The following is a 25,296-nucleotide window of genomic DNA, read 5'->3' as shown; positions in this document are numbered from 1 at the left end:
CCCGGACCCGGTCACGCCTTGTCACCCGTTGGGCGGCTGTGCGACGGTGCGACCGGCACCGTCATCGCGGGAGGACGAGATGAGCGCAGAGGGCGCAACCGACGGCAGCCACCGCCCGCGGGTCAGGACGGCGGCCGGAGTCGTCGAGGGCCGGACCGGGCCCGGGGGGACCGCCGTCTTCCTGGGCATCCCCTACGCGGCCCCGCCCGTCGGATCCCTGCGCTTCGCGGCGCCCGCGCCCCCGGCCGCCTGGGACGGCGTACGCGACGCCGCCGCCTACGGGCCGACCGCGCCCAAGGTGCCCTACCCCGACCCCTTCGCCGCCCTGCTCTCCGACCCGGTCATCCCCGGGGACGACTGCCTGAACGTGAACGTGTGGACCCCCGACCCGGCCCCCGGGGCCCGGCTGCCCGTCATGGTCTGGATCCACGGCGGGGCCCACACCCGCGGCTCCTCGGCCGTCCCCGTGTACGACGGCTCCGCCTTCGCCCGCGACGGGGTCGTGCTCGTCTCCTTCAACTTCCGCCTCGGGGTCCTCGGCTACGGGCTCTTCCCCGGCGCCCCCGCCAACCGCGGCCTGCTGGACCAGATCGCCGCCCTCGCATGGGTCCGCGACAACATCGGGGCCTTCGGCGGGGACCCCGGCCGGGTCACCGTCTTCGGCGAATCCGCCGGGGCCATCGGCATCGGCGCCCTCCTGGCCGCTCCGCGCGCGGCCGGGCTCTTCACCCGGGCCGTCCTGCAGAGCGGAGCCCCCGAGGTCCTGCCGCGCCCCAGGGTCCGCGCCATGGTCCGGCGGATGGCCTCGCTGCTCAAGGTGGACGCCACCGCCGCGGCCTTCACGGCCACCGCGCCGGACGACCTGCTCGCCGCCCAGGCGGCCGTCCTGCGCCGATCGGGCCCGCTCGTCGGCGGACCCGCCTTCGGCCTGGTCACCGACCCGGACACGGTCCCTGCCGACCCCCTCGACACCCTCTGTGCCCGGGCCGCCTCCGCCGAGGTGCCGCTGCTCCTCGGCTGGACCCGTGACGAGTACCGGCTGTGGCTCGCCCCCACCGGCGGGATGCGGCTGCTGGACCGGCTCGGCCCGCTCGCCGTGGCGCTGGCCCGCGCCCGCTCCGGCAAGGACCGGGCGGCCGTACGGACGCTGCGTGCCGCGCTGCCCGCCGCGAGCCCTGCCGAACTCGCCGGACAGCTGCTCACCGACCGGCTGCTGCGCGATCCGCTGCGCAGGCTCGCCGGGGTGCGGCGGGCGGCGCCGAGCTTCCTGTACGAGTTCGGCTGGCCCTCCGGCGTTCCGGGGCTGGGCTCCTGTCACGCCCTGGAGCTGGGCTTCGTGTTCGACACGCTCGCGGTACCGGAGGCCGCCTGGCTGGCCGGGCCGGACACCCCGCAGGCGCTGGCGGACGAGATGCACGCGGCCTGGGTGCGGTTCGCGGTGACGGGCGATCCGGGCTGGGCGGCCTGGAACGGCGACGGCCCGCCGAAGGTGTTCGGCGGGCCGGAGCTCGATGGTGCGGGGGAGCCGGTGGTTACTCGACGGGCCCTTCCATGACCTTGCTGATGAACTGGACCGGTCCCTCGCCCATGTTCGGCACATAGGTCTTGGCGTTGTGCTGGCCGCCCTTGATGACCTTCAACTCGGCGTGGACGGGGCCCTTGTTGCCGTAGGTGGCGACGAACTTCTGCACGTCGGGCAGCGTCTTCTTGTTGCTCTCGTTGTCGCCGACCTGGAAGGCGAGGTAGACGTCCGGACCCTTGGTGTCGATGAGCTGCTTCGCCAGCAGCTCCGGGTTGTTCTCGGCCTTCTCCTTGTCGTGGCCCTTCCACAGGGAGGAGTCCGGGACGATGTCCGGGCCGGAGGCGATCACGGCCTTGAACTTGTCCGGGTGCTTCAGCACGGCCTTCAGACCCGCGAAACCGCCGGTGGAGGAGCCCATGAAGGCCCAGCCGTCACGGGATTTGACGGTGCGGAAGTTCGCCTTCATCAGGTCCGGGACGTCCTCGGTCAGCCAGGTGCCCATCTTGGGCTGGCCGGGGATGTCGGAGCCGTCCCAGTAGACGCCCTTGTCGTCCGGCCCCGGGTTGAGGACCGGCATGGCCAGGATGAAGGGCTTGCTCTTGCCCTCCGCGTACCACTTGCCGATGCTGGTCTGGAGGCCGAGGTCGGTGCCCATCCAGTAGTTGCTGGGGTAACCGGCACCACCCGGCAGGGCGATCATGACCGGGAAGCCGCTCTTGGCGAACTTCGGGTCGCTGTACTCCTTGGGGGCCCAGACCCAGACCTTGCCCTTGAAGCCGGACTTCTTGCCGTCCAGCGTGGTGACGGCCACGTGCGTGCCGTCGGGGAGGGTCATCGTGTTCTTGAACTCGGCGGCCGGCCCGGTCGGCATGAGCATCTTGGAGTTCGGCGGCGGAGCGTCGTTCTTCTTGCCGCCACCGGCGGGCGCCTGCCCGAAGGACACCGCGGAGCCCTTGTCGGTGAACGGGGGTATCTCGTAGTGGTTCAGCACGAGCGCGGCTATACCGGCGAGTGCGAGCACGGAGGCGCCCGCGATCAGCCAGCGGCGGCCCCGCGACCTGCGGCGCGGCGGCTCGGGCTCCTCGTACTGGCCCTGCTGCCCGTACTGCGGCTGCTGTCCGTACTGGTCCTGCGGTGCGTAGTGCGGCTGCTGCCCGTACTGGTCCTGCTGCCCGTACGGCTGCTGGGGGCGGCCGGGCGGCGGCTGCTGTCCGTACGGCCGGCCGTACTGGTCGCCTTGGGGCGGCTGCGGTATCTGTCCTTCCGGCCGGTACGGCTGGTACTGCTGCCCGTCGGGTGCGTACGACATGTGCGGTGGCTCTCCGGCTGGTGCTGCCCCAGAGGGGCGGGGTGGTCTGACTGCTGGGTCCTTCCGTTCGAAGGATGAACGAAAGCATGTCAGGGTTCCGTATTTTCCCTACTCTTGGGGTGCCCTGGGGGAGGCCATTGCCCGGCGCCCGTACGCCCGGTGGAGTTCACGGACCCGCCCCCGTCCATGCCTGGCTCTTGTGCGGGCCGCTGGGTATGGTGCCCCCGCGCCGCCCCCGGAACCCCACCCCGCCCGGAGTCATCCCATGACGCTCCAGCGCCGGATCCTGATCCTGGCCACCGCCGTGGCCCTCCTCGCGGCCGTGGGCGTACTCGCCGTCGTGCGGGCCTCCTCCCGCGCCGACGAGAAGGACCATGTCCGGGCGGGCGGCCCGCCGGTCAACCCGGGCGCGGTCTCGCTGGCGCCGGGCGCCGGCGGCCGGCGGATCGTGTTCCGCAACATGGCCTGGGGGCCGCACCGGGACGAGCTCGCCACGGTCGCGGCCGGCGCGCCGGAGGGGGCCCGTACCGCGTCCGGGGTGAGCTGCCTGCGCTTCCACGCGGCCCAGGGCACCGGGATCTGCCTCCAGGCGGACCGCGGCGGGGTCCAGGAGGGCTACCGGGCCGTCGTTCTCGACGCCCGGCTGAAGGAGGTCTCCGCTCACCCGCTGGGTGGCCTCCCCACCCGGGCCCGGGTCTCGCCGGGCGGGCACCTCGCCGCCTGGACCGTCTTCGTCGGCGGGGACTCGTACGCGGGTGCGAATTTCTCGACGCGGACCTCGGTGCTCGACCTGCGCACCGGCAGGCTCGACGCCTCGCTGGAGGACTTCACGATTTTGAAGGACGGCAAGCCGTACCGCAGTGCCGACGTCAACTTCTGGGGGGTCACCTTCGCCGCCGACGAGCGGACCTTCTACGCGACCCTCGCCACCGGCGGCCGGACCCACTTGGTCCGCGGGGACCTGGGCGAGCGCACGGTGACCACCCTGCGCGAGAACGCCGAGTGCCCGTCGCTGTCACCGGACGGGACCCGGGTGGTCTTCAAGAAGCGCGTGCCGGGCCTGCCTGCCGAGGCGCCGTGGCGCCTGTACGCCCTGGACCTGGCCTCCGGGGCCGAGACCCCGCTCGCCGAGGAGCGCAGCGTGGACGACCAGGTGGTGTGGACCGACGACCGGACCGTCGTCTACGCCTTGCCGGGGGACTTCGGCGCCGACCTGTACGCCGTACCGGCCGACGGCGGCGGCGCCCCCGCCCGGCTCATGGACTCGGCCCTCGCCCCGGCCTTCCTCGGCTGAGGAGGCAGTGGCGAGGGCCGGGTCGAGAGCCGGGTCGAGGGCTGGGGCAGGACCGTTTTTCCGCTTTTCCGTCCGGCAGGGCGCGGTTACGCGGGGATCAGGGTCTTGCGGCGCCGCTTGCGCTGCGCGCCCGCCGACAGCCTCAGCTCGATGATCGACCGCACGGCCGGCCACTCCTCGTCGAGGATCGAGTAGAAGGCCGTACTGCGGACGGCGCCGTCCAGCCCCCGCGAATGGGCCCGGCGGACCCCCTCGCAGGTGAACCCCAGACGTTCCATGGCGGCCCGCGACCGGCCGTTGCGCGCATCGGCGCGCAGCGAGATGCGCCGTACCCCCCAGGTCTCGAAGGCATGGCGGAGCATGAGCAGCTTCGCCTCGGTGTTGATGCCGGTTCCCTGGGCGCCCGGGGACAGCCAGGTATTGCCGATCTCGGCGGCATCGGGGATCGCCGTCGCCGGATCGCCGAACGGGACTCCCGGCACGGCGGGCCAGATCAGAGGCCCCTGCCAGTAGTCGAGTTCCAGGAACCGGGTCGAACCGACGACCCGCCCGTCGGTGGCTCTGACCACCGCGAACGGGAGCGATCGACCCGCTGCCTGATCGGCGAGGGCACGTTCGATGTACTCGTGTGACGCCTGCACCCCGTGGGGCACGGGAGTGAAGGCGTAAGTCGTACGATCCTCGGCCCCGGCCACGGCCAGAGCCTCGGTGTGGTGGGGGGCGAGGGGCTCGAGCCGCACGGTGCGGCCCGCGAGGTGTACGGGTACGGGCACGGAGCCTTCGGTCCTTCTGGGCGGTGGGGTGGTTGCACAGTCTGCGTCCATGACGTCGCCCCCCGTGCAAAACACGAGTGAAAGGCAACCGGCTGTCAGGTGAACGCGAGTGGCTCAATGTAGCTCCTTAAAGTCCTCTCATGAACCCCCAATTTGGCAATGGCGTGACACCGATTTCCGAGCACTTGGGTCCCCGCCTCGGAGCACCCGTAATCACGATCCCCGGACATCCCTTCACGCGCACGGCATGGGCCCCCCAGACGGCCGCGCCGACGGTCCCCGAACGCCGTGTGATCACGCCTGACCTGCGAGGATGCGGATAGAGCCGGGTGATCACGGGCAAGGCCCCGCGCGCGGATCCCGCACGCGGCCCCGCCGCTGCGCCACCCCGCCCGGACATCGAACGCATGGTCGTCGGCGGTGTGTCCGTGAGGGGCCCGGACCACGGGGGAGGTACGACTGCGCCACCCGGGTCTGCTACGGCCCCCGCGGGGCCGCCGTAGAGTCGGGGCGATGCTTCCGTCCGCAGAGGAGGGCGTTCATGCTGCGAGGGTTTGCGACGATCAACTTCTGGGCCGACGACCTGGAGGCCGCGAAGGCCTGGTACACCGAGCTCCTCGGGATCGCCCCGTACTTCGAGCGGCCCGGTTACGCCGAGTTCCGCATCGGCGACTACCAGCACGAGCTGGGCATCGTCGACCGCCGCTACGCCCCGCCGGGCGCGGCGAAGGACCCGGGCGGCGCGGTGGCCTACTGGGCCGTCGACGATCTTCCCGCGGTCCACGGGCGGCTCCTGGACCTGGGGGCGACGGAGTACCAGCCGGTGACCACGCACGGCGACGCCGGTTTCGTCACGGCGGCCGTCACCGACCCCTTCGGCAATGTGCTCGGCATCATGCGCAACCCGCACTACCTGGAGGTCCTCGAAGGGGCGACCCCGGACCCGGCCTGATCCCGGTCCCGCGCCGCTGAGATCATTCCGGGTATGGACGACGTACTGCGGCGACTGGCCGCCGTAGGACCCTTCTTCACCGTTCCCTGCGGGAAGGAACCGCCCGGCCCCGGCTTCCGGCCGCTCACCGCGCTGTACGGGGAGCAGCTCGGGCCGTACGTGGCCGAGGTGGGCCGACGGATCGGCACCGGACCGGGCCGGGTGGCCGCCTCGACCGCGCAGTTCGGGATCGTCTCCCGGCTCTGGTCGCTGGGGCTCGGGTGCGCGGCACTGGCGGGCCGCGTGCCGGACCTGGCCGCCGACCGGGTGTGGTGGCGGCTGCCGGACGCGGGATCGCTCCAGCTGTGGCTGCCCGAGCCCGCCCCCGGCCTGCCGGCCGAGGCGCTCGGGGAGAACGTCCTGGCGAACCTGGCCGTGCTCGACGAGGGCCTGCGCGAGCACTTCGGGGTCTCGCCGAAGGTCCTGCGCGGGAACGCGGCGTCCGGGCTCGTCGGGGCGCTGCGCGTGCTGATCGACCGGGTACCGGGAGGCGCGGCCGTGGAACTGGCGGGCGCCCTGCTGGCCGACGGCGGAGCCCTGGCGGGCACCGGCACCTTCATCCATGAGGAGGGGCTCGGGGTGGCGTTCGTACGGCGCAGCTGCTGCCTCTACTACCAGGTGCCCGGAGGCGGGCTCTGCGGCGACTGCGTGCTGCGGGCCGGGCGGCGGACGGGCTGACGGGCCGGCGGCCCTGGGGGGTGTCCTGTCGGTCAGGCCGGGCCGACCGGCAAGACACCCCCTCGTGGGGGCGCGCCGCCGTTCGGAGCAAGGGAGGGCGCGCCGCGCCCCGACCCGCCAAGGGCCCGGCGTACGGTCCGCTGCATGACCGCTCGTACACCGCACCAGCCCTCCGCACTCACCCGTCGCGCGGCCCTGACCGGGCTCGCCGCGGGGGCCGGGGCGCTCGCCGTCGGGGGCGGGGACCGCACCGCGACCGCCGCGGCCGCCGGGCCCAAGCCGTCCGCCAAGGCCGTGGATCCCACCCCCGGAGCGATGAAGCTCTTCGACGATCCCGGCTTCAACTTCGCGGGCCTGATGGCACTCGGCGCCGCCGGCATGCGGGCCTCGGAGGTGGGCGAGGTGCTGACCGCGGTCAACGCCATCAACGCGGCGGGTCTGTCCGAGCAGACGTTCAGCGACACCTTCCGCGCCTGGGGGGACCGGCTCGCCGCGCCCCCGGCCGCCGGCCGCCATGGCCACGGGGCCCCCTCGCAGACCCGCCGCTTCCGCTCCCTGCGCGCCGCGCAGTACTACGCGCAGGCGCTGTTCTACGTGCTCGGCACCGACCACCCCGGTGACGAGGAGGCGGTCTACCTGGCCGGGCGGGGGGCCTGGGACACCTGCGCCAGGCTCTGCTCACTGGCCGCCGTCCGCGCGAAGGTCCCGTACGGCAAGACCCACCTGCCGGTCTGGTTCTTCCGCCCGGACGGCCCCGCCGAACCGCGCCCCACCGTGATCCTCACCAACGGCAGCGACGGCCAGAACCTCGACATGTGGACCTACGGCGTGGCCGCCGCCCTCGGCCGGGGCTGGAACGCCCTCGTCTACGACGGACCCGGCCAGGGGCAGCTGCTGTTCGTGGAGGAGATCCCCTTCACCACCCGCTGGGAGAAGGTGGTCGGCCCGCTCATCGACTGGCTGGAGCACCGCAAGGACGTGGACAGCGGCCGGATCGCGCTCACCGGCCTCAGCATGGGCGGCAACCTGGTCGCCCGCGCCGCCGCCTTCGAGCACCGGCTCGCCGCCGTCGCCTGCCAGCCGGGCTGCGTCAGCCCCTGGCTGGGATTCGACGCGGAGCTGCGCGCCATCGTCACGCCCGACAAGGAGGAGACCAACCGGGTCTGGAACGAGGAGGTCGTCCCGGAGCTGACGCCGGAGCTCGCCTTCACCGTCAAGAAGCGCTTCGAGATCTTCGACCGGCAGGCACTGCGCCAGGCCCGCGAGGGCGTCGTGCTCACGGACCTCTGGACCCCGGCGCAGGTGGCCATGGGCCTCGACATCACCAAGGTGGTCGGGAGGATCAAGGCCCCGACGCTCGTCCTGGACTACGACTTCGAGCTGTTCTACCCGGGCCAGCCGCAGCAGATGTACGACCTCCTGCGCACGCGCCGCGAGTACGTGAAACTGACGGAGGCCACCGGGGCGCAGTTGCACTGCTCCCCGATGGCCCCGCAGCAGCACTGCGACGTCGTCTTCGACTGGCTCGCCGACGTGCTCCAGCGCTAGGAGTGCTTTCCGGAAGGACCTGAGGACCTCTAGAAGGTCAGGTTCCAGGAGTCGACCTTGCCGGTGTCGCCGCCGGCGTTGTCGTTGACCCGCAGCTTCCAGGTGCCGTTCGCGACCTCGGAGGAGGCGTTCACGGTGTAGACCTGGTTGATGTTGTCGGTGCTGCCGCCGGAGCGGTTGTGCACGGTGTAGACGGTGCCGTCGGGGGCGACGAGGTCGACCTTCAGGTCACCGATGTAGGTGTGCACGATGTTCACGCCCACCTTGAGGGTGGCCGGGGCGTTGCCGGTGACACCGCTGACGGTGATCGGGCTCTCCACCGTGGTGTTGTCGCCGATGGCGAAGTCACCGGTGTTCTCGAAGTACTTGCCGGGCGGCGGGGTGCTGCCGACGGCCTTCAGCGCGTCGACCTGGCCCTCGCCGAAGAAGCCGTTCTTCGCCGTGGTGCCCTTGCAGCGGCTGTCCGACGGGCAGGCGACGTCGTTGGCCTGGGTGGCCAGCTTGTCGCGCAGCTGCGCCGGGGTGATGCCCGGGTTGGTGCTGGCCAGCAGGGCTGCCACACCGGCGACGTGCGGGGACGCCATCGACGTGCCGCTCATGGTGCCGTACTTGCCGCCCGGCTGGGTGCTGTAGATACCGGTGGTGTCGCCGCCGGGGGCCGTCACGTCGACCACGTTCAGACCGTAGTTGGAGTACGAGGCCTTCGCGGTGGTGCCCATCGCCGAGACCGTGACCACGCCCGGGAGCTCGGTCGGGATGTCCAGGCAGGCGTTGGTGATGGTGCGGGTGACCGGCGTCGAGTCGTTGGGGCTCTCGGTGTCGGTCGTCTTGTTGGCCAGGTCGATGTTGGAGTTGCCGGCCGCCGCGACCTGCAGCGAGCCCTTGCCCTCCGCGTACTCCTGGGCGCGCTTGACGCCCTCGATGATCGCGGCCTGGTCGGCGTTGTCCGGGCAGTTGAACTGCCACGGGTCCGTGTAGTAGCTGTTGTTGGTGACCTTGAAGCCGTGGTCACCGGCCCACATGAAGCCGCAGACGGTGTTCTCGGCGAAGAAGAGCGAGGAGCCCGGCTCGGCGATGCGCACCGAGGAGATCTTCACGCCCGGGGCCACACCGATGACGCCCTTGCCGTTCTTGGCGGCCGCGACCGTACCGGCCACGTGCGTGCCGTGGGTGCCGACGTCCCGCCAGGCGCCCGTACGGGTGTCCGGCTTGCCGTAGGCGCAGGACGCGGAGTCCGCCGCGTTGAAGTTCGGGGCCAGGTCCTGGTGCTGGTCGTCCACACCGGTGTCCAGGATGCCGACCTTGACGGAGGCGGAACCGGTGGTGACGGCCCAGGCCTGGTCGGCCTTGATCTGGGTCATGTCGGCCCGGACCGGCTCGCCCGAAGGCGTCGTGGCCTGCGCCGGGTTGGCGGGCAGCGCCGGGTTGTAGGCGTCCGCCGGCACGTCCGAGGTGCGGGTGGCGCCGACCTGCTGGACGCCGCTCACACCGCGCATGGTGGTGGCGAAGGTACCGGACGCGGAGTGGGCGACGATCACGCCGATGGCGTCGTAGTACTGGAACACCGTGCCGCCGTTGGCCGTGACGGCGCCCCGCACCGCCGTGGTGTCACCGGGAGCGGTGATCACGAGGTAGGCACGGGTACCGGCAACCCAGGTCGCACTCTGGGAAGTCGGGGCCGCAGCCCGGGGGGCCGCCGCGGGGGCGGGGGCCGAGGAACCGGAAGGAGAGACGGGGGCGGTGCCGGCGAGCGCGGCGGGGGCCCCGAAGGCGAGTGCCGCGCCGAGCGTGGCAGCCAGCACGAGGGTACGTCGAGGTCGGCTGGATATGTGGGGTATCAATGCGTCCTCCGAAGACCCGGTGGTCAGGCCGGGTCGAACGAAACAAGTGGTGGACGCAAGATGTCATGCACACAGCCTGTTACGGAAGTACCTTTTACAGCCTGGAGGTTCGTTTATCGGTGGCCGAATCCCGACTATGGGTGCAAGTGCGGAGAATGCGGCGGGCCGGCCGGGCTGGGCACCGTGGGGGCGAGCCCTGCCCGGCCGGCCCGCAGGGGGCGTACCGGCTAGACCGGTACCCCGTCCTTGGGGCTGCCCGAGGGCTGCAGTACGGAATTCGGGGTTCCGTCGGACTCGGAGGACTCGAAGGACTCGGAGGGCGCGGAAGCCCCGGTGGACTCGGCGGACGGTGCGGGCTCGCCCTGCTGCTGCGCGCCGTGCCCGTCGTCCACCAGCGTGCTCTCGTCGAACGGCAGCCGTCCCGCGAGGACTTCGGTGGCGCGCGCGTGGTCGAACTCCTTCGTCCACGTTCCGATGAGCACCGTCGCGACCGCGTTGCCCGCGAAGTTCGTCAGGGCCCGGGCCTCGCTCATGAACCGGTCGATGCCCACGATCAGGCCGACGCCGTCAACCAGTTCCGGCCGGTGCGACTGCAGTCCGCCGGCGAGGGTGGCCAGGCCCGCGCCGGTCACCCCGGCCGCGCCCTTCGAGGCGATGATCATGAACAGCAGGAGCGAGATCTGCTCGCCCAGCGCCAGCGGCTTGCCCATCGCCTCGGCGACGAAGAGCGAGGACATCGTCAGATAGATGGCCGTCCCGTCCAGGTTGAAGGAGTAGCCGGTCGGCACGGTGATCCCGGTGACCGGCCGGGAGACCCCCAGGTGCTCCATCTTCGCGATCAGCCGCGGCAGCGCCGACTCCGAGGAGGAGGTCGAGAGGATCAGCAGGAACTCCCGGCCCAGATAGCGCAGCAGTGCGAAGACGCTGACCCCGGTGCATACCCGGAGCAGCGTGCCGAGGACCACGAACACGAAGAGCAGGCAGGTCGTGTAGAAGCCGATCATGATGACGGCGAGGGACTTCAGTGCGTCGATGCCGGTGGCCCCGACCACCGCCGCGATGGCCCCGAAGGCGCCCACCGGAGCCACCCACATGATCATCGCGAGTACCCGGAACACCAGCTTCTGGATGTGCCCGATACCCCGCAGCACCGGCTCGCCCGCCGCGCCCATGGCCTGCAGCGCGAACCCGCAGAGCAGCGCCACCAGCAGCGTCTGGAGCACCTCGCCCCCGGTGAAGGCGGAGACCAGCGTGGTCGGAATGATCCCGAGCAGGAACTCCGGCGTGCTCTCGGCCCCGCCCGCCTTGGCCTGCGCCTCGCCCGCACTGCGCGCCGCCTCGGTCAGGTGCAGCCCGCTGCCGGGCTCCAGCAGGTTGCCGACGAGCAGGCCGATGGCCAGCGCCACCGTGGACATGACCATGAAGTAGCCGAGGGCGAGTCCGCCCACGGCGCCCACCTTGGCGGCCTTGCGCACGGATCCGATGCCCAGCACGATCGTGCAGAAGATCACGGGCGAGATCATCATCTTGATGAGGTTGACGAAGCCGGTGCCCAGCGGTTTGAGCTCCACGGCCACGCCGGGGGCGGCGAAGCCGACGGCGATGCCGAGCAGCACCGCGCCGATCACCGCGATGTAGAGATAGTGCGTTCTGTCGCGCCTGGCGGCCACGATGCCTCCCGGTGGTGATTACGTTCGGGGAGACCATCGCCCACGCCTGTGACCCCGGTCACCCTTGCGTTCATTGAGTTCACGACCCGGTGCACACTGAGCGCCATGTTCCGCTTTCCCCGCCCCCCGCGCAGCCTCGCCGGCCAGCTCTTCGCCATGCAGGTGCTGCTGGTCGCCGTGGTCGTCGCGGGCTGCGCCGTCTTCGCGTACGCCACGGCCCGTGGCCAGGCCGAGGAGGCCGCCCGGCGCCAGGCCGGGGCCGTGGCCCACGCGGTGGCCGACTCGCCGTCCGTACGTGAGGCCGTACGGGGAGCGGCGCGCGGGATCGACCCGTCCGTCGAGCTCCAGCCCTACGCCCAGCGGGTCCGCGCGGACTCCGGAGTGGCCTTCGTGACGATCATGTCCCCCGAGGGGCGGCGCTGGACCCACCCCGACCCGCGCCGGATCGGCGAGCCCTTCATGGGCAACACCGCCCCCGCGCTGCGCGGCGAGACCTTCAGCGAGACGTACACCGGCACCCTCGGCCCCTCCATCCGCGTGGTCACCCCGCTCCAGGACGAGGGCCGGATCATCGGCCTGGTCAGCGCGGGGATCACCGTCCGCGCCATCAGCGACCGGCTCGCCACGCAGCTCTCCGCCCTCGCCTGGGTCGCGGGCGGCGCGCTCGCCCTCGGCGGCGTGGGCACGTACGTCGTCAACGCGAGGCTGCGCCGTCACACTCATGGCATGAACGCGGCAGAGCTCAGCCGGATGTACGACTACCACCAGGCGGCCCTGCACGGGGTCCGCGAGGGGCTGCTGATGCTCGACGGGCAGCGCCGGATCACCTTGATCAACGACGCCGGACGTGAACTGCTGGGTCTGCCGGGCGAGGTCACCGGCAGCGGGGTGGCCGACCTCGGTCTGCCGGCCCCGCTCACCGGGGCCCTGCTCGCGGACCGGCCCCGGGTGGACGAGGTGCACCTGACCGCGGACCGGGTGCTGGTGGTCAACAGCTCGCCCGTCGCGGGCGGAGGCCGCCGGGGCACGGTGGTCACCTTGCGCGACCACACGGAACTGCAGGCGCTGACCGGCGAGCTGGACCACGAGCGGGGCTTCACCCAGGCGCTGCGCTCCCAGGCCCACGAGGCGGCCAACCGGCTGCACACCGTGGTCTCGCTCATCGAACTCGGCCGCGCGGACGAGGCGGTCGACTTCGCCACCGCCGAGCTGGAACTCGCCCAGGCCCTCACCGACGAGGTGGTCACCGCGGTGGGGGAGCCGGTGCTGGTGGCGCTGCTGCTGGGCAAGGCCGCCCAGGCGCACGAGCGGGGCGTCGAGCTGGTCGTCACCGCCGACAGCCGCAGTCTCGCCGAAGGGGGCGGGCTGCCGCCGGCCCGGGACCTGGTCACCGTGCTCGGCAACCTCATCGACAACGCGGTCGACGCGCTCACCGCCGTACCGGGGGCCCGGATCGCGGTGACGCTGCGGCCCGAGCCGGACGAGCTGCTGCTGCGGGTCGCGGACAACGGACCCGGGCTGCCCGAAGGGGTGGACGTGTTCCGCCGGGGCTGGTCGGGCAAGGGCGAGGGCCGCGGCCTCGGCCTCGCGCTGGTCCGGCAGGTGGCGGAGCGCTACGGCGGCGCGGTGGTGGCCGCTCAGGGCCCGGGCGGTGGCGCGGAGTTCACGGTCCGCCTGCCGATCGCGTCCGCACCCGCCGCGGGCCCGGGGGGCCCGCGATGAGCGGGGGCGAGGTGCGCGTACTGATCGTCGAGGACGACCCGGTGGCCGCCGACGCGCACGCGCTCTACATCGGCCGGGTGCCCGGCTTCACCGCCGTCGGCGCCGTCCACTCGCTCGCCGAGGCCACCCGGTTCCTGGAACGGACCCGCGTCGACCTGCTGCTCCTGGACCTCGGCCTGCCCGACGGGCACGGGCTGCGCTTCGCGCGCGGGCTGCGCGCCGCCGGACATCCCGTCGACGTGATCGTGGTGACCTCGGCGCGGGACCTGGCCGTGGTCCGTGAGAGCGTCTCCCTCGGCGTGGTCCAGTACGTACTGAAGCCGTTCGCCTTTCCCACCCTGCGCGAACGGCTCCTGCGCTACGCCGAGTTCCGCCAGACGGCGGGCGAGGCGGCCGGCCAGGACGACGTCGACCGGGCGATGGCCGCCCTGCGCGCACCCCGCCCGGCCGAGCTCCCCAAGGGGCTGAGCGCGCCGACCCTGGACCGGGTCGCCGCCCTGCTGCGGTCGGCGCCCGAGGGGCTGACCGCAGCAGGGGCGGCCGAGGCGGCCGGGATCTCCCGGATCACCGCACGCCGCTACCTGGAGCACCTGGTGGACACCGGCCGCGCGGACCGCACCCCCCGGTACGGCCAGGTCGGCCGCCCCGAACTGCACTACCGCTGGCTGGCGGCGGCGGCGGCCGGTTCGGTGTCGAAGGTGTAGAACTTCCGGTGATCCAGCATGTCCGCCGGGGTCACGTTGTTCCAGGGCCGCATGGTGTCGTTCAGGTCGACGACGTTCTGCGTGCCCGCGCCCGGCAGGTACGTGGACTGGGGGTGCTTGGCCTGCCAGTCGGCCCAGAGCTTGTCGATGAAGGCGTGGTGCATCCAGAACACCGGGTCGTTGGGGGAGACCCCGGTGGACATCTGACCGCCGACCCACACGTGCACCCGGTTGTGCAGGTTGGCGCCGCGCCAGCCCTCCAGGTTGTTGCGGAAGCCGTTGGAGGAGCTGTTCCAGGGCGCCATGTCGTAGACCGGCATGGCGAGTACGGCGTCCACCTCGGCCTTGGTCGGCAGCTGGGCGACGGCCGCGCCGAGATCACGGCGCAGGTAGGCGCGCCCGTCCACCCGGACGTTTATGTTCCACTTGCCCGTCGCGTACGCGAACGGACCGTCCATGACCTGCCCGTCGCGGGTCCGCCCGGTGCCGCCGAGGAAGTCGGCGGCGAAGAGGGAGGCGCGGGAGGTCCGGTCCGCGGTCCAGTCCCAGTACGGGAGCGCCACGCTCGCGTCCACTTTCTGCAGCGCCTCCTCGAACTCCAGGAGGAAGCGCCGGTGCCACGGCAGGAAGGAGGGGGAGCGGTGGCCGACGCGGTCGCCCGAGTCGGTGTCGCTCATGATGAAGCCGTTGTGGGTGGTGACGAAGCGGTCGTAGCTGCCGTTGCGCTTGAGCTCCAGCAGCGCCGAGGTGAAGGCGCGCTTCTCCGCCGGGGTCAGCGTGGCCTGGTTCTTGCGGACGGTCATGCCGCACCTCCGAAGGGAACGAGGGCGGCGCCCTGGAGATCGCGCACCGCGGCGCGGGCGAGGAGCTTGGGGTCGGCGAAGGTCTCGTAGTGGTTGATGACGCTGATCCAGGTGCCATCGGCGTTGCGCATGATGTGCAGCTCCTTGCCGTCTATTCGGACGGTGGGCTGACCGGGCGAGTGGTGGCCGCCGTGGTGGCCGCCTCCGCCGGCGGTGATCTGGATACGACGGCCCTTGTAGACCTCGTCGACCGTGCCCGGGGTGGTGGGCTCGGTGGGGGTCGCGGCGGCGTTCGTGGCGCCCGCGGCAGCGGCGGTCAGGCCAAGGACGGTGAGGGCACCGGCAGTTGCCCCCAAGGCCTGACGGCGAGTGATCTTCTTCATGATCCGAAGAGGTATCAGGGCTCGGGAGGGGCTTGGCCTGTATCCGGACATGGATGGACAAGTTGCCGGTAGAACAAGTTGGATGATCTTCCCGTCCGGAGCGGTTCCGGGGGCCCGGACGGGAAGATTTGCGGGGCAAACTCTATTCGACAGTAATTTCTCCTGAGTGAGGGCGGCGCTATGTGCGGGATCACACTGCAGAGTCGGCTGGAAGCAGAGCGTCAGGCTCGGCCCGATCGTGTGCCAGGTGACTCCGGGGTGGATGCGGGCGGGACCTCCGGGAGATCCTTGATGAACACGACCCCGTCGATCGTGGCCAAGTGGGCCGGGTCGAGCGGGGCGTAGCCGAACCAGGGGGAGACCCGGGGCACCGGCGCCGGTGCGCCGCCCAGGGAGGTGACCAGCCGACGGGCGTCGACGACGCAGCGGTCGTCCGGGAGCGCGTACAGGAGGCCTTCGAGGGTGTCCGGCGGCGGCGTGTCCACTCCCCGGTGCCGGATCGTGCCGAGGGCCGTGGCCACGAAGGCGTACTCCGTGCCGAGCCGGGAGCTCAGCAGCGCACCGGCGCTCCACCACTCCAGCGGCCTGCCGCCCATCCGCATCGCGCTCTTCTCCCGCTGGAGATGGGCGTTGTGGGCGTGGGCGAGGACCGGGCCCCGGGCGGCGAGGGCGAGGAGGTTGTCGGCCATCATCCAGCCCCGCAGGCCCACCAGCCGGGTCATGCGGGCCGCCGAGCCGTCGGCCATCCAGTGGTGGTAGCGCAGCAGGCCGGTGGCGGTGCGTCCGTACAGGTGGGCCCGGTCCAGGTCCTCCCGGGAGGTCGCCGCGATCAGGTGCGGCGTCTGCTCCTCCAGCAGTGCCACCATGTCGTCGGCGAGCAGCCGTAGCTCCCGGGCCTCGGCGGAGCGCCCCGTGGACCGGGTCGGGTCCATCATCGCGGCGGGTTCGGTCCACCGGTCGTCGGCGCCGAGCAGGCGGTCGAGCGTGTGCGCGGTGCAGGGGAGCAGCTCGGCGTCGACGTGGCGGGCGAGGTGGTCGTGGAGCGCGGTGAGGGCCTGCCGGGGGCTCGCGGCACCCGCCATCTCCAACGGGCCGTCGATCCCGGCGAAGCGGAGCCGCTCGGGCGCAGGTCGGCCCTCGTTGAACGCCCTCATCCAGCGCACGAGTTCGCGATTGGCGGCGGATGCGCCGAACCCGTGGCTGAAGCCGCGCTCCATGACCTCGTCGAGGCTGCCGGTGCCCGAGGTGACGTACGCGTCGACCAGCAGGCCCGCCAGGCAGTCGCTCTCGATCGCGATCGTCCGGTAGCCCCCTTGCGCGACGAGCTGCCGGAAGAGCTCGTTGCGCACTTCGAGCAGCGTGTCCTCGCCATGGGTGGGCTCGCCGAGGGCGAGCAGCCGAGGTCGGGCCGCGAACGGTTCCATCACGGTGGCGGCGTCGACGGCGCGGGCGATGTCCTTGATGTCGGTTGGCATGCCTTCAACGCTATCGTTGAACCTCCGGTGGAAACTTTTCCGCTCTATCCTGGGTTTCGTGAGCCAAAACCTTCAAAGCGGTCGACGCCTTCGACCGGTCGACCTGGCGCGCGGGCACGGTCTGTCCACGCAGGCGATCAGGAACTACGAGGAGGCCGGCATCCTCCCAGCCGCGGACCGGACCCCCCAGGGCTACCGCACCTACACCCCGCTGCACGCACGCGCGCTGGCCGCGTTCCTCGCCCTCGTGCCGGGCCACGGCCACCGGACGGCGGCATCGATCATGCGAGCCGTGAACGAGGGCGCGGCCGAGGAGGCCTTCCGTCTCATCGACGGGACCCACGCCGAACTCCTCGCCGACCGCCGGACCCTCGATGCCGTGGAGAACGCCCTGCGCGCCCTGGCGCCCACCGGTGCGGCCTTCGAGCCCGGCGCCACGTCAGGCGCCACGTTCATCGGGCCGCTCGCCCGAGAACTCGGTGTCCGGCCCGCGACCCTGCGCGCATGGGAACGCGCCGGGCTGGTCCGCCCGCGCCGCGACCCGCTGACCGGGTACCGCGTGTACGACGAGGCCGACGTCCGCGACGCCCGCCTGGCCCACCAACTCCGCCGCGGCGGCCACCTGCTGGAAGAGATCGCCTCCCTGCTCGCACAGGTCCGCACGGCGGGCGGCGTGGCACCCCTGGAGTCCGCCCTGACCGCCTGGCGCGCCCGCCTCTCCGCCCGCGGCCGCGCCCTGCTGGCGGGCGCGGCCGAACTGGACACGTACCTCCAGGCCCGCGACTGACCGCCGCGACCGGGTGGAGACCGTCCTCTTCCCCGTGGGCCGTGCCGACCGTTCACTGACCACGGCCTCGATCCGGCTCGCAGCCGCCGACACCGACGGCATCCGCCGTACATGGCGATCGACGGCCCAAGCCGCAGAGGCCCCAGGGTGCATGCTCGGATGGCCGACCGGCCGGTCCGCCTTCTGAGGTAAAGGTGGCTTTTGTACCTATAGTCCCGATATGGCTCTTCATGAGACGAAGGACGCACGCGCTCAGGACGCCGACACGGACGTGTTCGCGTCCACGCTGAGCGGCCAGATCCTCCCCAAGTACAGGATTCCTGAGGACCACTCACCCACCGAGGTCGTCTACGAACTGCTCCGCAACGAGCTGCTCCTGGACGGCAATGCGGCCCAGAACCTGGCCACCTTCTGCACCACCTGGTCGGACGAGGGCGTGCACCGTCTGATGAACGTCTGCCTCGACAAGAACATGATCGACAAGGACGAGTACCCGCAGACCGCCGAGATCGAGTCCCGCTGCGTCAACATCCTGGCCGACCTGTGGAACGCCCCCGCCGGCACCACCGCGGCCGGCTGCTCCACCACCGGCTCCAGCGAGGCCGCCATGCTCGGCGGCCTCGCCCTCAAATGGCGGTGGCGCGAGCGCCGCCGCGCCGAGGGCCTGCCCACCGACCGCCCCAACCTGGTGTGCGGCCCGGTCCAGATCTGCTGGGAGAAGTTCGCCCGCTACTTCGACGTCGAACTGCGCCAGGTCCCGATCGAGGCCGGCGCCACCGGTCTGCAGGCCCATCAGCTCGCCCAGTACGTCGACGAGAACACCATCGGTGTCGTCGCCATCCTCGGCGTCACGTACACCTGCGACTACGAGCCCGTCGCCGAGATCGCCGCCGAGCTCGACCGGATCCAGGCCGAGCACGGCTGGGACGTCCCCATCCACGTGGACGGTGCGAGCGGCGGGTTCGTGGCGCCCTTCCTCCACCCCGACGTGGTGTGGGACTTCCGGCTGGAGCGCGTCGCCTCCGTCAACACCTCCGGCCACAAGTACGGGCTCGCGCCGCTGGGAGTCGGCTGGATCGTCTGGCGCACCGCCGACCTGCTCCCCGCCGACCTCGTCTTCAACGTCGACTACCTCGGCGGCGACATGCCGACCTTCGCCCTCAACTTCTCCCGCCCGGGCGGCGAGATCATCGCGCAGTACTACCTGTTCCTGCGCCTGGGCCGGGCCGGCTACCGGCGCGTCCAGCAGGCCTGCGCCGACACCGCCCAGTACCTCGCCCGGCAGATCGCCGACATGGGCCCCTTCACCCTCCTCTACGACGGCCAGGGCGCCCTGCCCGCCGTCTCCTACAAACTCGCCGACCCCGACACCGCCGGATTCAGCCTCTACGACCTCTCCGACCGGCTGCGCATGCGCGGCTGGCAGGTGCCCTCGTACCCGCTGCCCGCCGACCGCGACGACACGGTCATCCAACGCGTCCTCGTCCGGCACGGCGTGACCCGCGATCAGATGGCCCTGCTCGCCACCGACCTGCGCGCGGCCGTGGAACACCTGAAGACCACGCCCCCGCCCGTACCGGCCGCCGCCCCGCGGTCCGGCTTCCACCACTGACACCCGGGCCGGAAGAGACGGCCCTCGTGTGACGCGGGTCGCACCCCGGAGGCGTCACGTTCGCCGGGGGCGCCTTGTCCCAGGGGCATGAACGACACCGAGAAGGTACTGCTGGCCGGGGCGAGCGGAGTCCTGGGCCGACGGTCTTCGGTTACGGCTACCGCGACTTCGGCGACTTCGGCGACCACGTGATCACCGAGGACGCCGACCCGTTCGCCCCGGCCGGCGACCGCGCGGTGGAACGCCACCTCGAAGGCATGCGGGTCAAGGCGGAGCTGACGCTGGGCGCCTACGGGATCGAGGGCATCGCGCTGCGCTTCGGACTCTTCTACGGTGCCGGCGGCACCGAGGCGCTCGTCGCCGGAAACCGACCCGGCCGGCCTCCCTTGAACATCAGGGTCCGCGAATGACACCGTGGTGATCATGAGTGACAATTTCGAGGAGCACCGGCGCCTGATGTTCGGTACGGCCTACCGCATGCTGGGCAGCGTCGCCGACGCCGAGGACATCGTGCAGGACGCCTGGCTCGCCTGGCACCGCACCGACCGCACGGCGGTCGAGAACCCCAGGGCCTACCTGGTGCGCACCGTCACCAACCTGAGCCTGAACCGGCTCAGGTCGGCCCAGGCCGTCCGCGAGGCGTACGTCGGACCCTGGCTCCCTGAACCCCTCCTCACTTCGCCCGACATCGCCGAGGAGGCCGAACTCGCCGACACCGTGTCCATGGCGGTCCTGGTCGTCCTGGAGACCCTGACCCCGACCGAGCGCGCGGTCTTCATGCTCCGCGAGGTGTTCGGGTACTCCTACGCCGAGATCGCGGAGGTCGTCGGGAAGTCCGAGGTCAGCGTGCGCCAGTCCGCGCACCGGGCCCGCGAACACGTCCGGGCGCGCCGCCCCCGCTTCACCGCCAAGGCGGCCGAGCAGCGCGAGATCGTCGAGAAGTTCCGGCAGGCCTGCCTCGGCGGGGACCTCGGCGAGGTGCTGACGGTCCTCGCCCCCGACATCGTCTCCTTGGCCGACGGCGGCGGCATCGTCACCGCTGCCCGCCGCCCGCTGCACGGAGCCGACCGCGTCGCCCGCTGGTGGCTCGGGGTCCTGGCCAAGTCCGAGGCCCGCGAGGGGGCGATGCGCCTCGCGGAGATCAACGGTGAGCCCGGCCTGCTGCTCGTCCACAACGGCGCGACCGTCGGCGCCATGACCTTCGAGGCCGCCGACGGCCGGATCACCGCACTGCGCGTCACCGTCAACCCGGAGAAGCTGCGGGGCCTGCAGCCCTGACGGGACCTTGACGACGGGGCCGGGCGACCGGCCCGCTCCCTACCGCGCGCCGAAGTTCTGGGTCCACCAGGGGCCGCCCGAGCCCTGGTGGATGCCCACGCCGATGTCCTTGAAGGAGCAGTTGAGGATGTTCGCCTTGTGGCCCGGGCTCTTCATCCAGGAGTCCATGACCGACTGGGCCGTCTGCTGGCCCCGCGCGATGTTCTCCCCGTACGTCGACCAGCGGTACCCGGCCGCGGTCGTCCGGTCGCCCGGGTCGTTGCCGTCGGGGCTGGTGTGATCGAAGTAGTCCCGGGCCGCCATGTCGTCGGAGTGCCCCTGAGCCGCCGCACGCAGCTGCGGGTCCTCCTTGAGGGGGCCGCAGCCGGCCGCCGCCCGCTCGCTGTTGACCAGGGCCACGACCTGACCGGCCACGCCCGACGGCGGGGCGGGCGCCGGCTTGGCCGCCGAGGCCTTCGGGCTCGGGGACTTGCTCTTGGACTGCGTCGGGCTCGGGCTCGCCGACGGACTCGGCGAGGCGGAGGCCGACGGGGAGGGCGAGGGGGACGCGGAGGGGGAGGCCGACTCCGAGGGCGGAGCGGCGGATTCGGTCGCCGAGAGCGCGGCCAGCGGGGTCGCGGGCGCGGCGGCGCCGTCCTTCGTGTCACCCGAACCGGGCAGCCCCCCGAGGTACACGAGCCCGCCGCCCGCGACGCAGGCGGCGAGCACCGCACCGCCGATCACCCGGCGGCGGCTCTGCCGGCGCTTGCGCAGCGCGCCGCGGCCACCGCCGCCCATGTCGGCCACCGGGGTGAGCTGGGTCGCCGCGTCGTCGTAGCCGCCGCCGAAGCCCGCGTCGACACCTTCGGCGAAGGCAACGCTCGCGGGGGCGAAGCCGACCGCCCCCGCCGTCTTCATGCCCGCCAGCAGGGCCGCCGAGACCGGTACCAGGGCCAGACCGGCCAGCAGTCCCTCCGCCGGAACCAGCCCGCTCCACAGGCCGGAGCAACGTATGCATTCACGGGCGTGCCGGGCTATTCGCTTGCGCCACAGCGCCGAGGGCTGACCGTCCCAGCCCGCCATCACGCTCCGCAGCTCCTCGCACGCCGGACGGGTGTCCAGCGCGCGCTCCACCACGCGGGACGACTCCAGCTGCGCCTTCATCCGCTGCACCCGGACCGCCGTGTGCTGCGGGGACAGTTCCAGCGCGCCGGCCACCTCGGCCCGGGTCAGCTCCCCGGCGCACTCCAGCCACCACAGGGACAGCAGCGCCCGGTCCTCCGGCTCCAGCCAGCGGGTGGCCCGGGCCGTCTCGCGCCGCTGTCCGGCGAGCTGGAGGCGGGCCACGGTCAGGTCGACGAAGTCGGCACCCGGGTCGGCGACATCGCTCGCCGCCTCCAGCGTGCTCTCGCCGAAACCGCTCTGCCGGGCCTGCCAGTGCGCCCGTACGCGGTTCATCGCGATCGCCACCAGCCAGGACCGGAAGCTCTCGTCCACGCGCAGGCCGCCCAGCCCGTCGAGCGCCCGCAGCATCGTGTCCTGCACCACGTCGTCCACGTCGCAGGACCCGTTGAGGGCCCGCCCGACGATGTTGTAGACGAGCGGGAGATGGGTGCTGACGAGCTCGTCCTGCGCGCGCAGGTCGCCCGCGCGGGCCGCTGCCACAAGCGCTGCGGTGTGCTCAGTAGTCATGTGATGTTCCCTGTCCGTACCGGCGGTCGATGATGCCCGATACATGGGAGACCGTCGACGGGGGCGTCGATAACAGTTATCCGGAAGAATTTTCCCGAAGAGTTTTCCGGGCCCCTCCACCGGGGGTCACAGCAGCGGAGCCAGAGCCTCCGCGGCCGCGCGCAGGGCCGGCGCGTACGCCTCGATCTCCTCGCGGGAGACCAGGAAGGTGACGGTGGTGACGCTGACCCCGCCGACGGGCCGGCCCGCCGGACCGGGGATCGCCGCGCCGATGCAGCGGATGGCGGGCTCGTTCTCCTCGTCGTCGAGGGCGAAGCCCTGGGCGCGGACCGCCGCCAGTTGGGCGTGCAGGGCCCGTGCGGTGGTGAGCGTGTGCGGCGTCCGCCGAGGCAGTCCGGTCGCTCCGATCAGTTCCCGTACCTCCTCGGCGGGCAACAGAGCCAGGATGCTCTTGCCGATCGCGGTCGTGTGCAGCGGCATGCACATGCCGACGCGGGAGGCCGTCCGGAAGGGCTGGTCCTCGTTCTCCAGCTTGCGGATGTAGGTGATGGTCCGCCCGCTGTGCAGGGCCAGATGGACCGTCTGGCCGGTGGTCCGCCGGAGTTCGCCGAGGATGTGCCCGATGCCGGCCGGTTCCCCGGCGCCGACCAGGGCGGACAGTCCGCGCAGCCGCGGACCCACCCCGTACCGGCTGTCGGCCTCCTGGCGTACGAACCCCTGGTCGATCAGCGAGGCCAGGATGCGGAAGGTGCTCGACTTGGGCACCGCGGCCGCCGCCGTCACATCGGCGAGGCGGTGCGGGCCGCCGGGCGCGGCCACCGCCTCCAGGACGCGCAGGGACTTCTCCACGGCGGAACCGGCCGCGGAGGCCCGCCCCGCGCGCCCGCCCACTGCCGCTTCATCCATTGACACGAGCGCTCCTGGCGTGGGTAGGGTCTAGACCACATGGTTCCGTCATACGGTACGCCGTTCCACTACATGGAACAAACGCGTGGAGCGAAGGGGAGGGTCCGTTGCCCGATCACCCGTCCAGCCGCCCGTCCGGCCCTCCGTCCGGCCACCCGTCCGGCCCTCCGTCCGGCCACCCGTCCAGCCGCCCGTCCGGGCCTCCGTCCGGCCACCCGTCAGACCGCCTCTACGCGGTGCTGACGGCCCAGCGCGTGCTGCCCGTGCTGCGCAACACCGACGCCGACGAGGCCGTCCGCCGCACCACCGCCCTGCTCGCCGCCGGCTGCCGCGCGGTCGAGCTCACCACCTCCACCCCCGGCTGGGCCGCCGCCGTCACCCGCACCGCGCCGCTGAGCGACGTCCACGGCCGCCCGGCGCTCATCGGCGTCGGCACGGTCACCACCACCGCGCAGGCGGAGACGGCCCTCGACGCGGGCGCCGCCTTCCTGATCTCCCCCTACCCGGCCCCCGAGGTCCGCGCGGTGGCCGTACGCCGCGAGGCCGTCTTCATCGAGGGCGGGTTCACCCCCGGCGAGATCGCCGCCGCCGTCCGGGCCGCCGGCGCCGCCAAGGTCTTCCCGGCGCACGTCGGCGGCCCCGGGTTCGTCCGCTCCCTCCGGGCCGTCCTGCCCGGAGCGGTGATCGTCCCGACCGGCGGCATCCGGCCCGCCGAGGTCCCGGACTGGCTCGCCGCCGGCGCGACCGCCGTCGGGATCGGCGACGGCCTGCCGTCCGACCCGGGCGGACTGGCCGCCGTGTTCGCCGGGGCGGCCACGCCGTGCTGCGCCCCCTGCGACGCCGCCGCAGGGCACTGACCGTGGCCGGACGAGCCGACAGGCGCTACGACGTCCTCGTACTCGGCGAGGTCCTGGTCGAGATCCACGCGGGCGCCGCCCTGCGCGAGGCCGCCGACGGCACCCCGGCCCGTATCTCCTACTCCGGAGACGCCCTCAACGCGGCGGCCGCCGCGGCCGCGGCCGGGGCCCGTACCGCCCTGCTCGCCGTGGTCGGCGACGACGAACTCAGCGTCCCGCTGCTGAACCGGGCCGCCGAACTCGGCGTGGACGTCTCCCACGTCCACCGCGCCCCGCACCCCAACGGTGCCTACCTGCTCTCCGCCGACACCGACGGCGACCGCGCGTTCGTCTACTGGCGCACCCGCAGCGCGGGTTCCACTCTCGGGCCCCGCCACATCGCGTCCTGGCGCGCGCTGCTGACCCGCTGCGGAGCGCTCGTCACCAGCGGAATCACCGGCGCCCTGTCGCCGAGCAGCCGCGACGCCGTACTGGCCGCGGCCCGCCTCGTGCACGGGGCGGGCGGGCACCTGACCTACGACCCCAACTTCCGCTCCCGGCTGACCGGCCGGGCCGAGGCACGCGAGCTGCTGGCCCGGATCGCTCCGCTGACCGGGCTGCTCAAGACCTCCTGTCCGGCCGACGCGCTGGCCCTCGTGGACACCGCCGACCCACGCACCGCCGCAGCCCGCTGCCGCGCACTGGGCGCCCGTACGGTCGCGGTCACCGCGGGCGCCGGCCGGCTGCTGCTGGACGACGGCACCCGGGCGGCCTACCACCCCGTGCCCGTCAATCCCGAGCCCGTGGACGCGACCGGGGCGGGGGACTGTTTCACCGGTACGACCACCGCCCGGCTCGTCCTCGGGGACACTCTCGCGGACGCGGTGGCGTACGGCACGGCCGCCGCCTCCCTCTCGGTCTCCGGCCGCGGCGGCACCGGGCGCGTCCCCGCGTTCAGCGAGACGGCGGCGCTGGCCGCCTCGTGCCGACGTGCCTGCCCGGCTCGACCGCCGTCTCCGGATCGGTGACCCAGCCCGCGGCGAGGACCAGCCGCGAGGCCCGGTGGACGGCCAGGAACCCGAACGGCCGGTCGAACCGGACCTCCGCCCGGCGGACCCGGTGCTGCACACGGGGCGGTGCGGCTCCGCCCGGCCGCGCCGCTACGGCGGTGACGGCCGCGGCCTCGAACCCCGTCGCGTGGAACCGGGCCATCGCGGACTGCCGGGCCGAACCGATCGCCAGCGGCTCGGAACTGATCCCGGGGAAGTGCGCGAAGCTGTCGTCGCTCGCGGTGCCCGGCCCGAACAGCCCGGCGTGATCGAGCAGGTCGTGTTCGGCGAGCAGCGGCCAGACCCCGGCCGCGGCGAAGACCGTGCCCGAGTCCTGTGGGCGGGCCTGCGCGGCCCAGCGTGCCGTGAGTCGGTTGGCCGCCCGTACCGTCTCGTTCTCCATGCGGTGGAGCGTAGGTGGAGGGGCGCCGCCGGGCCGGACGA

Annotated in this window: 23 protein-coding genes; 13 read left to right on the top strand and 10 right to left on the bottom strand. The window is 72.6% G+C overall.

The features are described from left to right. Positions 1–79: 79 nt before the first annotated feature. Positions 80–1,555 (top strand): carboxylesterase/lipase family protein, encoded by a 1,476-nt coding sequence (locus tag ACFY04_RS36690; RefSeq protein ID WP_389123937.1) that lies wholly within the window; start codon positions 80–82, stop codon positions 1,553–1,555. Here the strand turns inward: ACFY04_RS36690 and ACFY04_RS36685 are convergent. Further along, on the bottom strand, positions 1,533–2,831 hold the full coding sequence (locus ACFY04_RS36685) for an alpha/beta hydrolase (RefSeq protein ID WP_389123934.1): 1,299 nt from the start codon (positions 2,829–2,831) through the stop codon (positions 1,533–1,535). The two genes, ACFY04_RS36690 and ACFY04_RS36685, sit on opposite strands and share 23 nt — an antisense overlap. Before the next feature lie 265 nt (positions 2,832–3,096). On the opposite strand from ACFY04_RS36685, the gene ACFY04_RS36680 reads away from it, so the two are divergent. Next, positions 3,097–4,125: a TolB family protein gene (locus ACFY04_RS36680; protein ID WP_389123931.1), complete on the top strand. Its 1,029-nt coding sequence runs from the start codon at positions 3,097–3,099 to the stop codon at positions 4,123–4,125. Between the two features lie 86 nt (positions 4,126–4,211). Here ACFY04_RS36680 and ACFY04_RS36675 read toward each other — a convergent pair whose 3' ends face one another. After that, complete coding sequence (locus ACFY04_RS36675) at positions 4,212–4,898, bottom strand: GNAT family N-acetyltransferase (protein WP_161292060.1); 687 nt, start codon at positions 4,896–4,898, stop codon at positions 4,212–4,214. 541 nt (positions 4,899–5,439) lie between these two features. Between ACFY04_RS36675 and ACFY04_RS36670 the strand changes: the two genes are divergently transcribed. The 3 genes from ACFY04_RS36670 (at position 5,440) to ACFY04_RS36660 (ending at position 8,115) form a co-directional block, all read left to right on the top strand. After that, a complete protein-coding gene (locus tag ACFY04_RS36670) occupies positions 5,440–5,850 on the top strand; it encodes a VOC family protein (protein WP_389123930.1) in 411 nt (136 codons plus the stop codon). Between the two features lie 33 nt (positions 5,851–5,883). After that, positions 5,884–6,567, top strand: a complete 684-nt coding sequence (locus ACFY04_RS36665; protein WP_389123927.1) for a (2Fe-2S)-binding protein — start codon at positions 5,884–5,886, stop codon at positions 6,565–6,567. Between the two features lie 144 nt (positions 6,568–6,711). Next, positions 6,712–8,115, top strand: a complete 1,404-nt coding sequence (locus tag ACFY04_RS36660; protein WP_389123924.1) for an alpha/beta hydrolase family protein — start codon at positions 6,712–6,714, stop codon at positions 8,113–8,115. Between the two features lie 29 nt (positions 8,116–8,144). Here the strand turns inward: ACFY04_RS36660 and ACFY04_RS36655 are convergent, their stop codons facing one another. Continuing rightward, on the bottom strand, positions 8,145–9,917 hold the full coding sequence (locus tag ACFY04_RS36655; protein ID WP_389123922.1) for a S8 family serine peptidase: 1,773 nt from the start codon (positions 9,915–9,917) through the stop codon (positions 8,145–8,147). 266 nt (positions 9,918–10,183) lie between these two features. Next, complete coding sequence (locus ACFY04_RS36650) at positions 10,184–11,626, bottom strand: cation:dicarboxylate symporter family transporter (RefSeq protein WP_389123919.1); 1,443 nt, start codon at positions 11,624–11,626, stop codon at positions 10,184–10,186. 105 nt (positions 11,627–11,731) lie between these two features. Here ACFY04_RS36650 and ACFY04_RS36645 point away from each other — a divergent pair, with 105 nt between their 5' ends. Then, positions 11,732–13,348, top strand: coding sequence for a sensor histidine kinase (locus ACFY04_RS36645; RefSeq protein ID WP_314247607.1), 1,617 nt, complete (start codon positions 11,732–11,734; stop codon positions 13,346–13,348). Beyond that, entirely contained in the window at positions 13,345–14,052 is a 708-nt protein-coding gene (locus ACFY04_RS36640) for a response regulator (RefSeq protein ID WP_389123918.1), read from the top strand. The genes ACFY04_RS36645 and ACFY04_RS36640 overlap by 4 nt, the downstream gene beginning before the upstream one ends. On the opposite strand, the gene ACFY04_RS36635 is transcribed toward ACFY04_RS36640, so the two are convergent. From ACFY04_RS36635 to ACFY04_RS36625, 3 genes are all read right to left on the bottom strand, one after another. Beyond that, on the bottom strand, positions 14,004–14,855 hold the full coding sequence (locus ACFY04_RS36635) for a tyrosinase family protein (RefSeq protein ID WP_389123915.1): 852 nt from the start codon (positions 14,853–14,855) through the stop codon (positions 14,004–14,006). The genes ACFY04_RS36640 and ACFY04_RS36635 overlap by 49 nt on opposite strands. Continuing rightward, the gene (locus ACFY04_RS36630) at positions 14,852–15,238 is read right to left on the bottom strand and encodes a tyrosinase cofactor (protein ID WP_389123913.1); all 387 of its coding nucleotides are present in this window, start codon (positions 15,236–15,238) and stop codon (positions 14,852–14,854) included. Before ACFY04_RS36630 ends, ACFY04_RS36635 begins: the two co-directional genes overlap by 4 nt. A 221-nt stretch (positions 15,239–15,459) precedes the next feature. Then, complete coding sequence (locus tag ACFY04_RS36625) at positions 15,460–16,713, bottom strand: erythromycin esterase family protein (RefSeq protein WP_389123911.1); 1,254 nt, start codon at positions 16,711–16,713, stop codon at positions 15,460–15,462. 58 nt (positions 16,714–16,771) lie between these two features. Between ACFY04_RS36625 and ACFY04_RS36620 the strand changes: the two genes are divergently transcribed. The 4 genes from ACFY04_RS36620 to ACFY04_RS36605 all read left to right on the top strand — a co-directional run bounded on the left by ACFY04_RS36620 (position 16,772) and on the right by ACFY04_RS36605 (position 20,390). Then, positions 16,772–17,500, top strand: coding sequence for a TioE family transcriptional regulator (locus tag ACFY04_RS36620; RefSeq protein ID WP_389123910.1), 729 nt, complete (start codon positions 16,772–16,774; stop codon positions 17,498–17,500). Positions 17,501–17,720: 220 nt separating this feature from the next. Next, positions 17,721–19,112: a glutamate decarboxylase gene (locus tag ACFY04_RS36615; protein ID WP_389123907.1), complete on the top strand. Its 1,392-nt coding sequence runs from the start codon at positions 17,721–17,723 to the stop codon at positions 19,110–19,112. Positions 19,113–19,186: 74 nt separating this feature from the next. Then, positions 19,187–19,522, top strand: a complete 336-nt coding sequence (locus ACFY04_RS36610; protein WP_389123906.1) for a hypothetical protein — start codon at positions 19,187–19,189, stop codon at positions 19,520–19,522. 13 nt (positions 19,523–19,535) lie between these two features. After that, the gene (locus ACFY04_RS36605) at positions 19,536–20,390 is read left to right on the top strand and encodes an RNA polymerase sigma-70 factor (RefSeq protein ID WP_389123904.1); all 855 of its coding nucleotides are present in this window, start codon (positions 19,536–19,538) and stop codon (positions 20,388–20,390) included. Between the two features lie 39 nt (positions 20,391–20,429). On the opposite strand, the gene ACFY04_RS36600 is transcribed toward ACFY04_RS36605, so the two are convergent. Beyond that, positions 20,430–22,061 (bottom strand): sigma-70 family RNA polymerase sigma factor, encoded by a 1,632-nt coding sequence (locus ACFY04_RS36600; RefSeq protein WP_389123902.1) that lies wholly within the window; start codon positions 22,059–22,061, stop codon positions 20,430–20,432. Positions 22,062–22,187: 126 nt separating this feature from the next. Next, positions 22,188–22,967, bottom strand: a complete 780-nt coding sequence (locus ACFY04_RS36595; protein ID WP_389123899.1) for an IclR family transcriptional regulator — start codon at positions 22,965–22,967, stop codon at positions 22,188–22,190. A gap of 236 nt (positions 22,968–23,203) precedes the next feature. On the opposite strand from ACFY04_RS36595, the gene ACFY04_RS36590 reads away from it, so the two are divergent. Both ACFY04_RS36590 and ACFY04_RS36585 read left to right on the top strand, forming a co-directional pair. Further along, positions 23,204–23,824, top strand: coding sequence for a bifunctional 4-hydroxy-2-oxoglutarate aldolase/2-dehydro-3-deoxy-phosphogluconate aldolase (locus ACFY04_RS36590; RefSeq protein ID WP_389123896.1), 621 nt, complete (start codon positions 23,204–23,206; stop codon positions 23,822–23,824). 2 nt (positions 23,825–23,826) lie between these two features. Further along, entirely contained in the window at positions 23,827–24,831 is a 1,005-nt protein-coding gene (locus tag ACFY04_RS36585; protein ID WP_389123893.1) for a PfkB family carbohydrate kinase, read from the top strand. On the opposite strand, the gene ACFY04_RS36580 is transcribed toward ACFY04_RS36585, so the two are convergent. Beyond that, positions 24,758–25,255 (bottom strand): serpin family protein, encoded by a 498-nt coding sequence (locus tag ACFY04_RS36580; protein WP_389123891.1) that lies wholly within the window; start codon positions 25,253–25,255, stop codon positions 24,758–24,760. The two genes, ACFY04_RS36585 and ACFY04_RS36580, sit on opposite strands and share 74 nt — an antisense overlap. Positions 25,256–25,296 lie beyond the last annotated feature (41 nt).

Source organism: Streptomyces sp. NPDC001549, assembly GCF_042894025.1.
Lineage (GTDB): Bacteria > Actinomycetota > Actinomycetes > Streptomycetales > Streptomycetaceae > Streptomyces > Streptomyces kutzneri.
The sequence above is the reverse complement of the archived record's forward strand: the minus strand, read 5'-3'. Positions and strand labels throughout refer to the sequence as shown.

What these genes read in the sequence shown, in the direction of transcription:
- ACFY04_RS36580 (WP_389123891.1), bottom strand. Translation starts at nt 25,255, where the DNA reads ATGGAGAACGAGACGGTACGGGCGGCCAACCGACTCACGGCACGCTGG.
- ACFY04_RS36635 (WP_389123915.1), bottom strand. Translation starts at nt 14,855, where the DNA reads ATGACCGTCCGCAAGAACCAGGCCACGCTGACCCCGGCGGAGAAGCGC.
- ACFY04_RS36640 (WP_389123918.1), top strand. Translation starts at nt 13,345, where the DNA reads ATGAGCGGGGGCGAGGTGCGCGTACTGATCGTCGAGGACGACCCGGTG.
- ACFY04_RS36680 (WP_389123931.1), top strand. Translation starts at nt 3,097, where the DNA reads ATGACGCTCCAGCGCCGGATCCTGATCCTGGCCACCGCCGTGGCCCTC.
- ACFY04_RS36605 (WP_389123904.1), top strand. Translation starts at nt 19,536, where the DNA reads ATGAGTGACAATTTCGAGGAGCACCGGCGCCTGATGTTCGGTACGGCC.
- ACFY04_RS36600 (WP_389123902.1), bottom strand. Translation starts at nt 22,061, where the DNA reads ATGACTACTGAGCACACCGCAGCGCTTGTGGCAGCGGCCCGCGCGGGC.
- ACFY04_RS36595 (WP_389123899.1), bottom strand. Translation starts at nt 22,967, where the DNA reads ATGGATGAAGCGGCAGTGGGCGGGCGCGCGGGGCGGGCCTCCGCGGCC.
- ACFY04_RS36615 (WP_389123907.1), top strand. Translation starts at nt 17,721, where the DNA reads ATGGCTCTTCATGAGACGAAGGACGCACGCGCTCAGGACGCCGACACG.
- ACFY04_RS36685 (WP_389123934.1), bottom strand. Translation starts at nt 2,831, where the DNA reads ATGTCGTACGCACCCGACGGGCAGCAGTACCAGCCGTACCGGCCGGAA.
- ACFY04_RS36630 (WP_389123913.1), bottom strand. Translation starts at nt 15,238, where the DNA reads ATGAAGAAGATCACTCGCCGTCAGGCCTTGGGGGCAACTGCCGGTGCC.
- ACFY04_RS36645 (WP_314247607.1), top strand. Translation starts at nt 11,732, where the DNA reads ATGTTCCGCTTTCCCCGCCCCCCGCGCAGCCTCGCCGGCCAGCTCTTC.
- ACFY04_RS36670 (WP_389123930.1), top strand. Translation starts at nt 5,440, where the DNA reads ATGCTGCGAGGGTTTGCGACGATCAACTTCTGGGCCGACGACCTGGAG.
- ACFY04_RS36660 (WP_389123924.1), top strand. Translation starts at nt 6,712, where the DNA reads ATGACCGCTCGTACACCGCACCAGCCCTCCGCACTCACCCGTCGCGCG.
- ACFY04_RS36690 (WP_389123937.1), top strand. Translation starts at nt 80, where the DNA reads ATGAGCGCAGAGGGCGCAACCGACGGCAGCCACCGCCCGCGGGTCAGG.
- ACFY04_RS36665 (WP_389123927.1), top strand. Translation starts at nt 5,884, where the DNA reads ATGGACGACGTACTGCGGCGACTGGCCGCCGTAGGACCCTTCTTCACC.
- ACFY04_RS36625 (WP_389123911.1), bottom strand. Translation starts at nt 16,713, where the DNA reads ATGCCAACCGACATCAAGGACATCGCCCGCGCCGTCGACGCCGCCACC.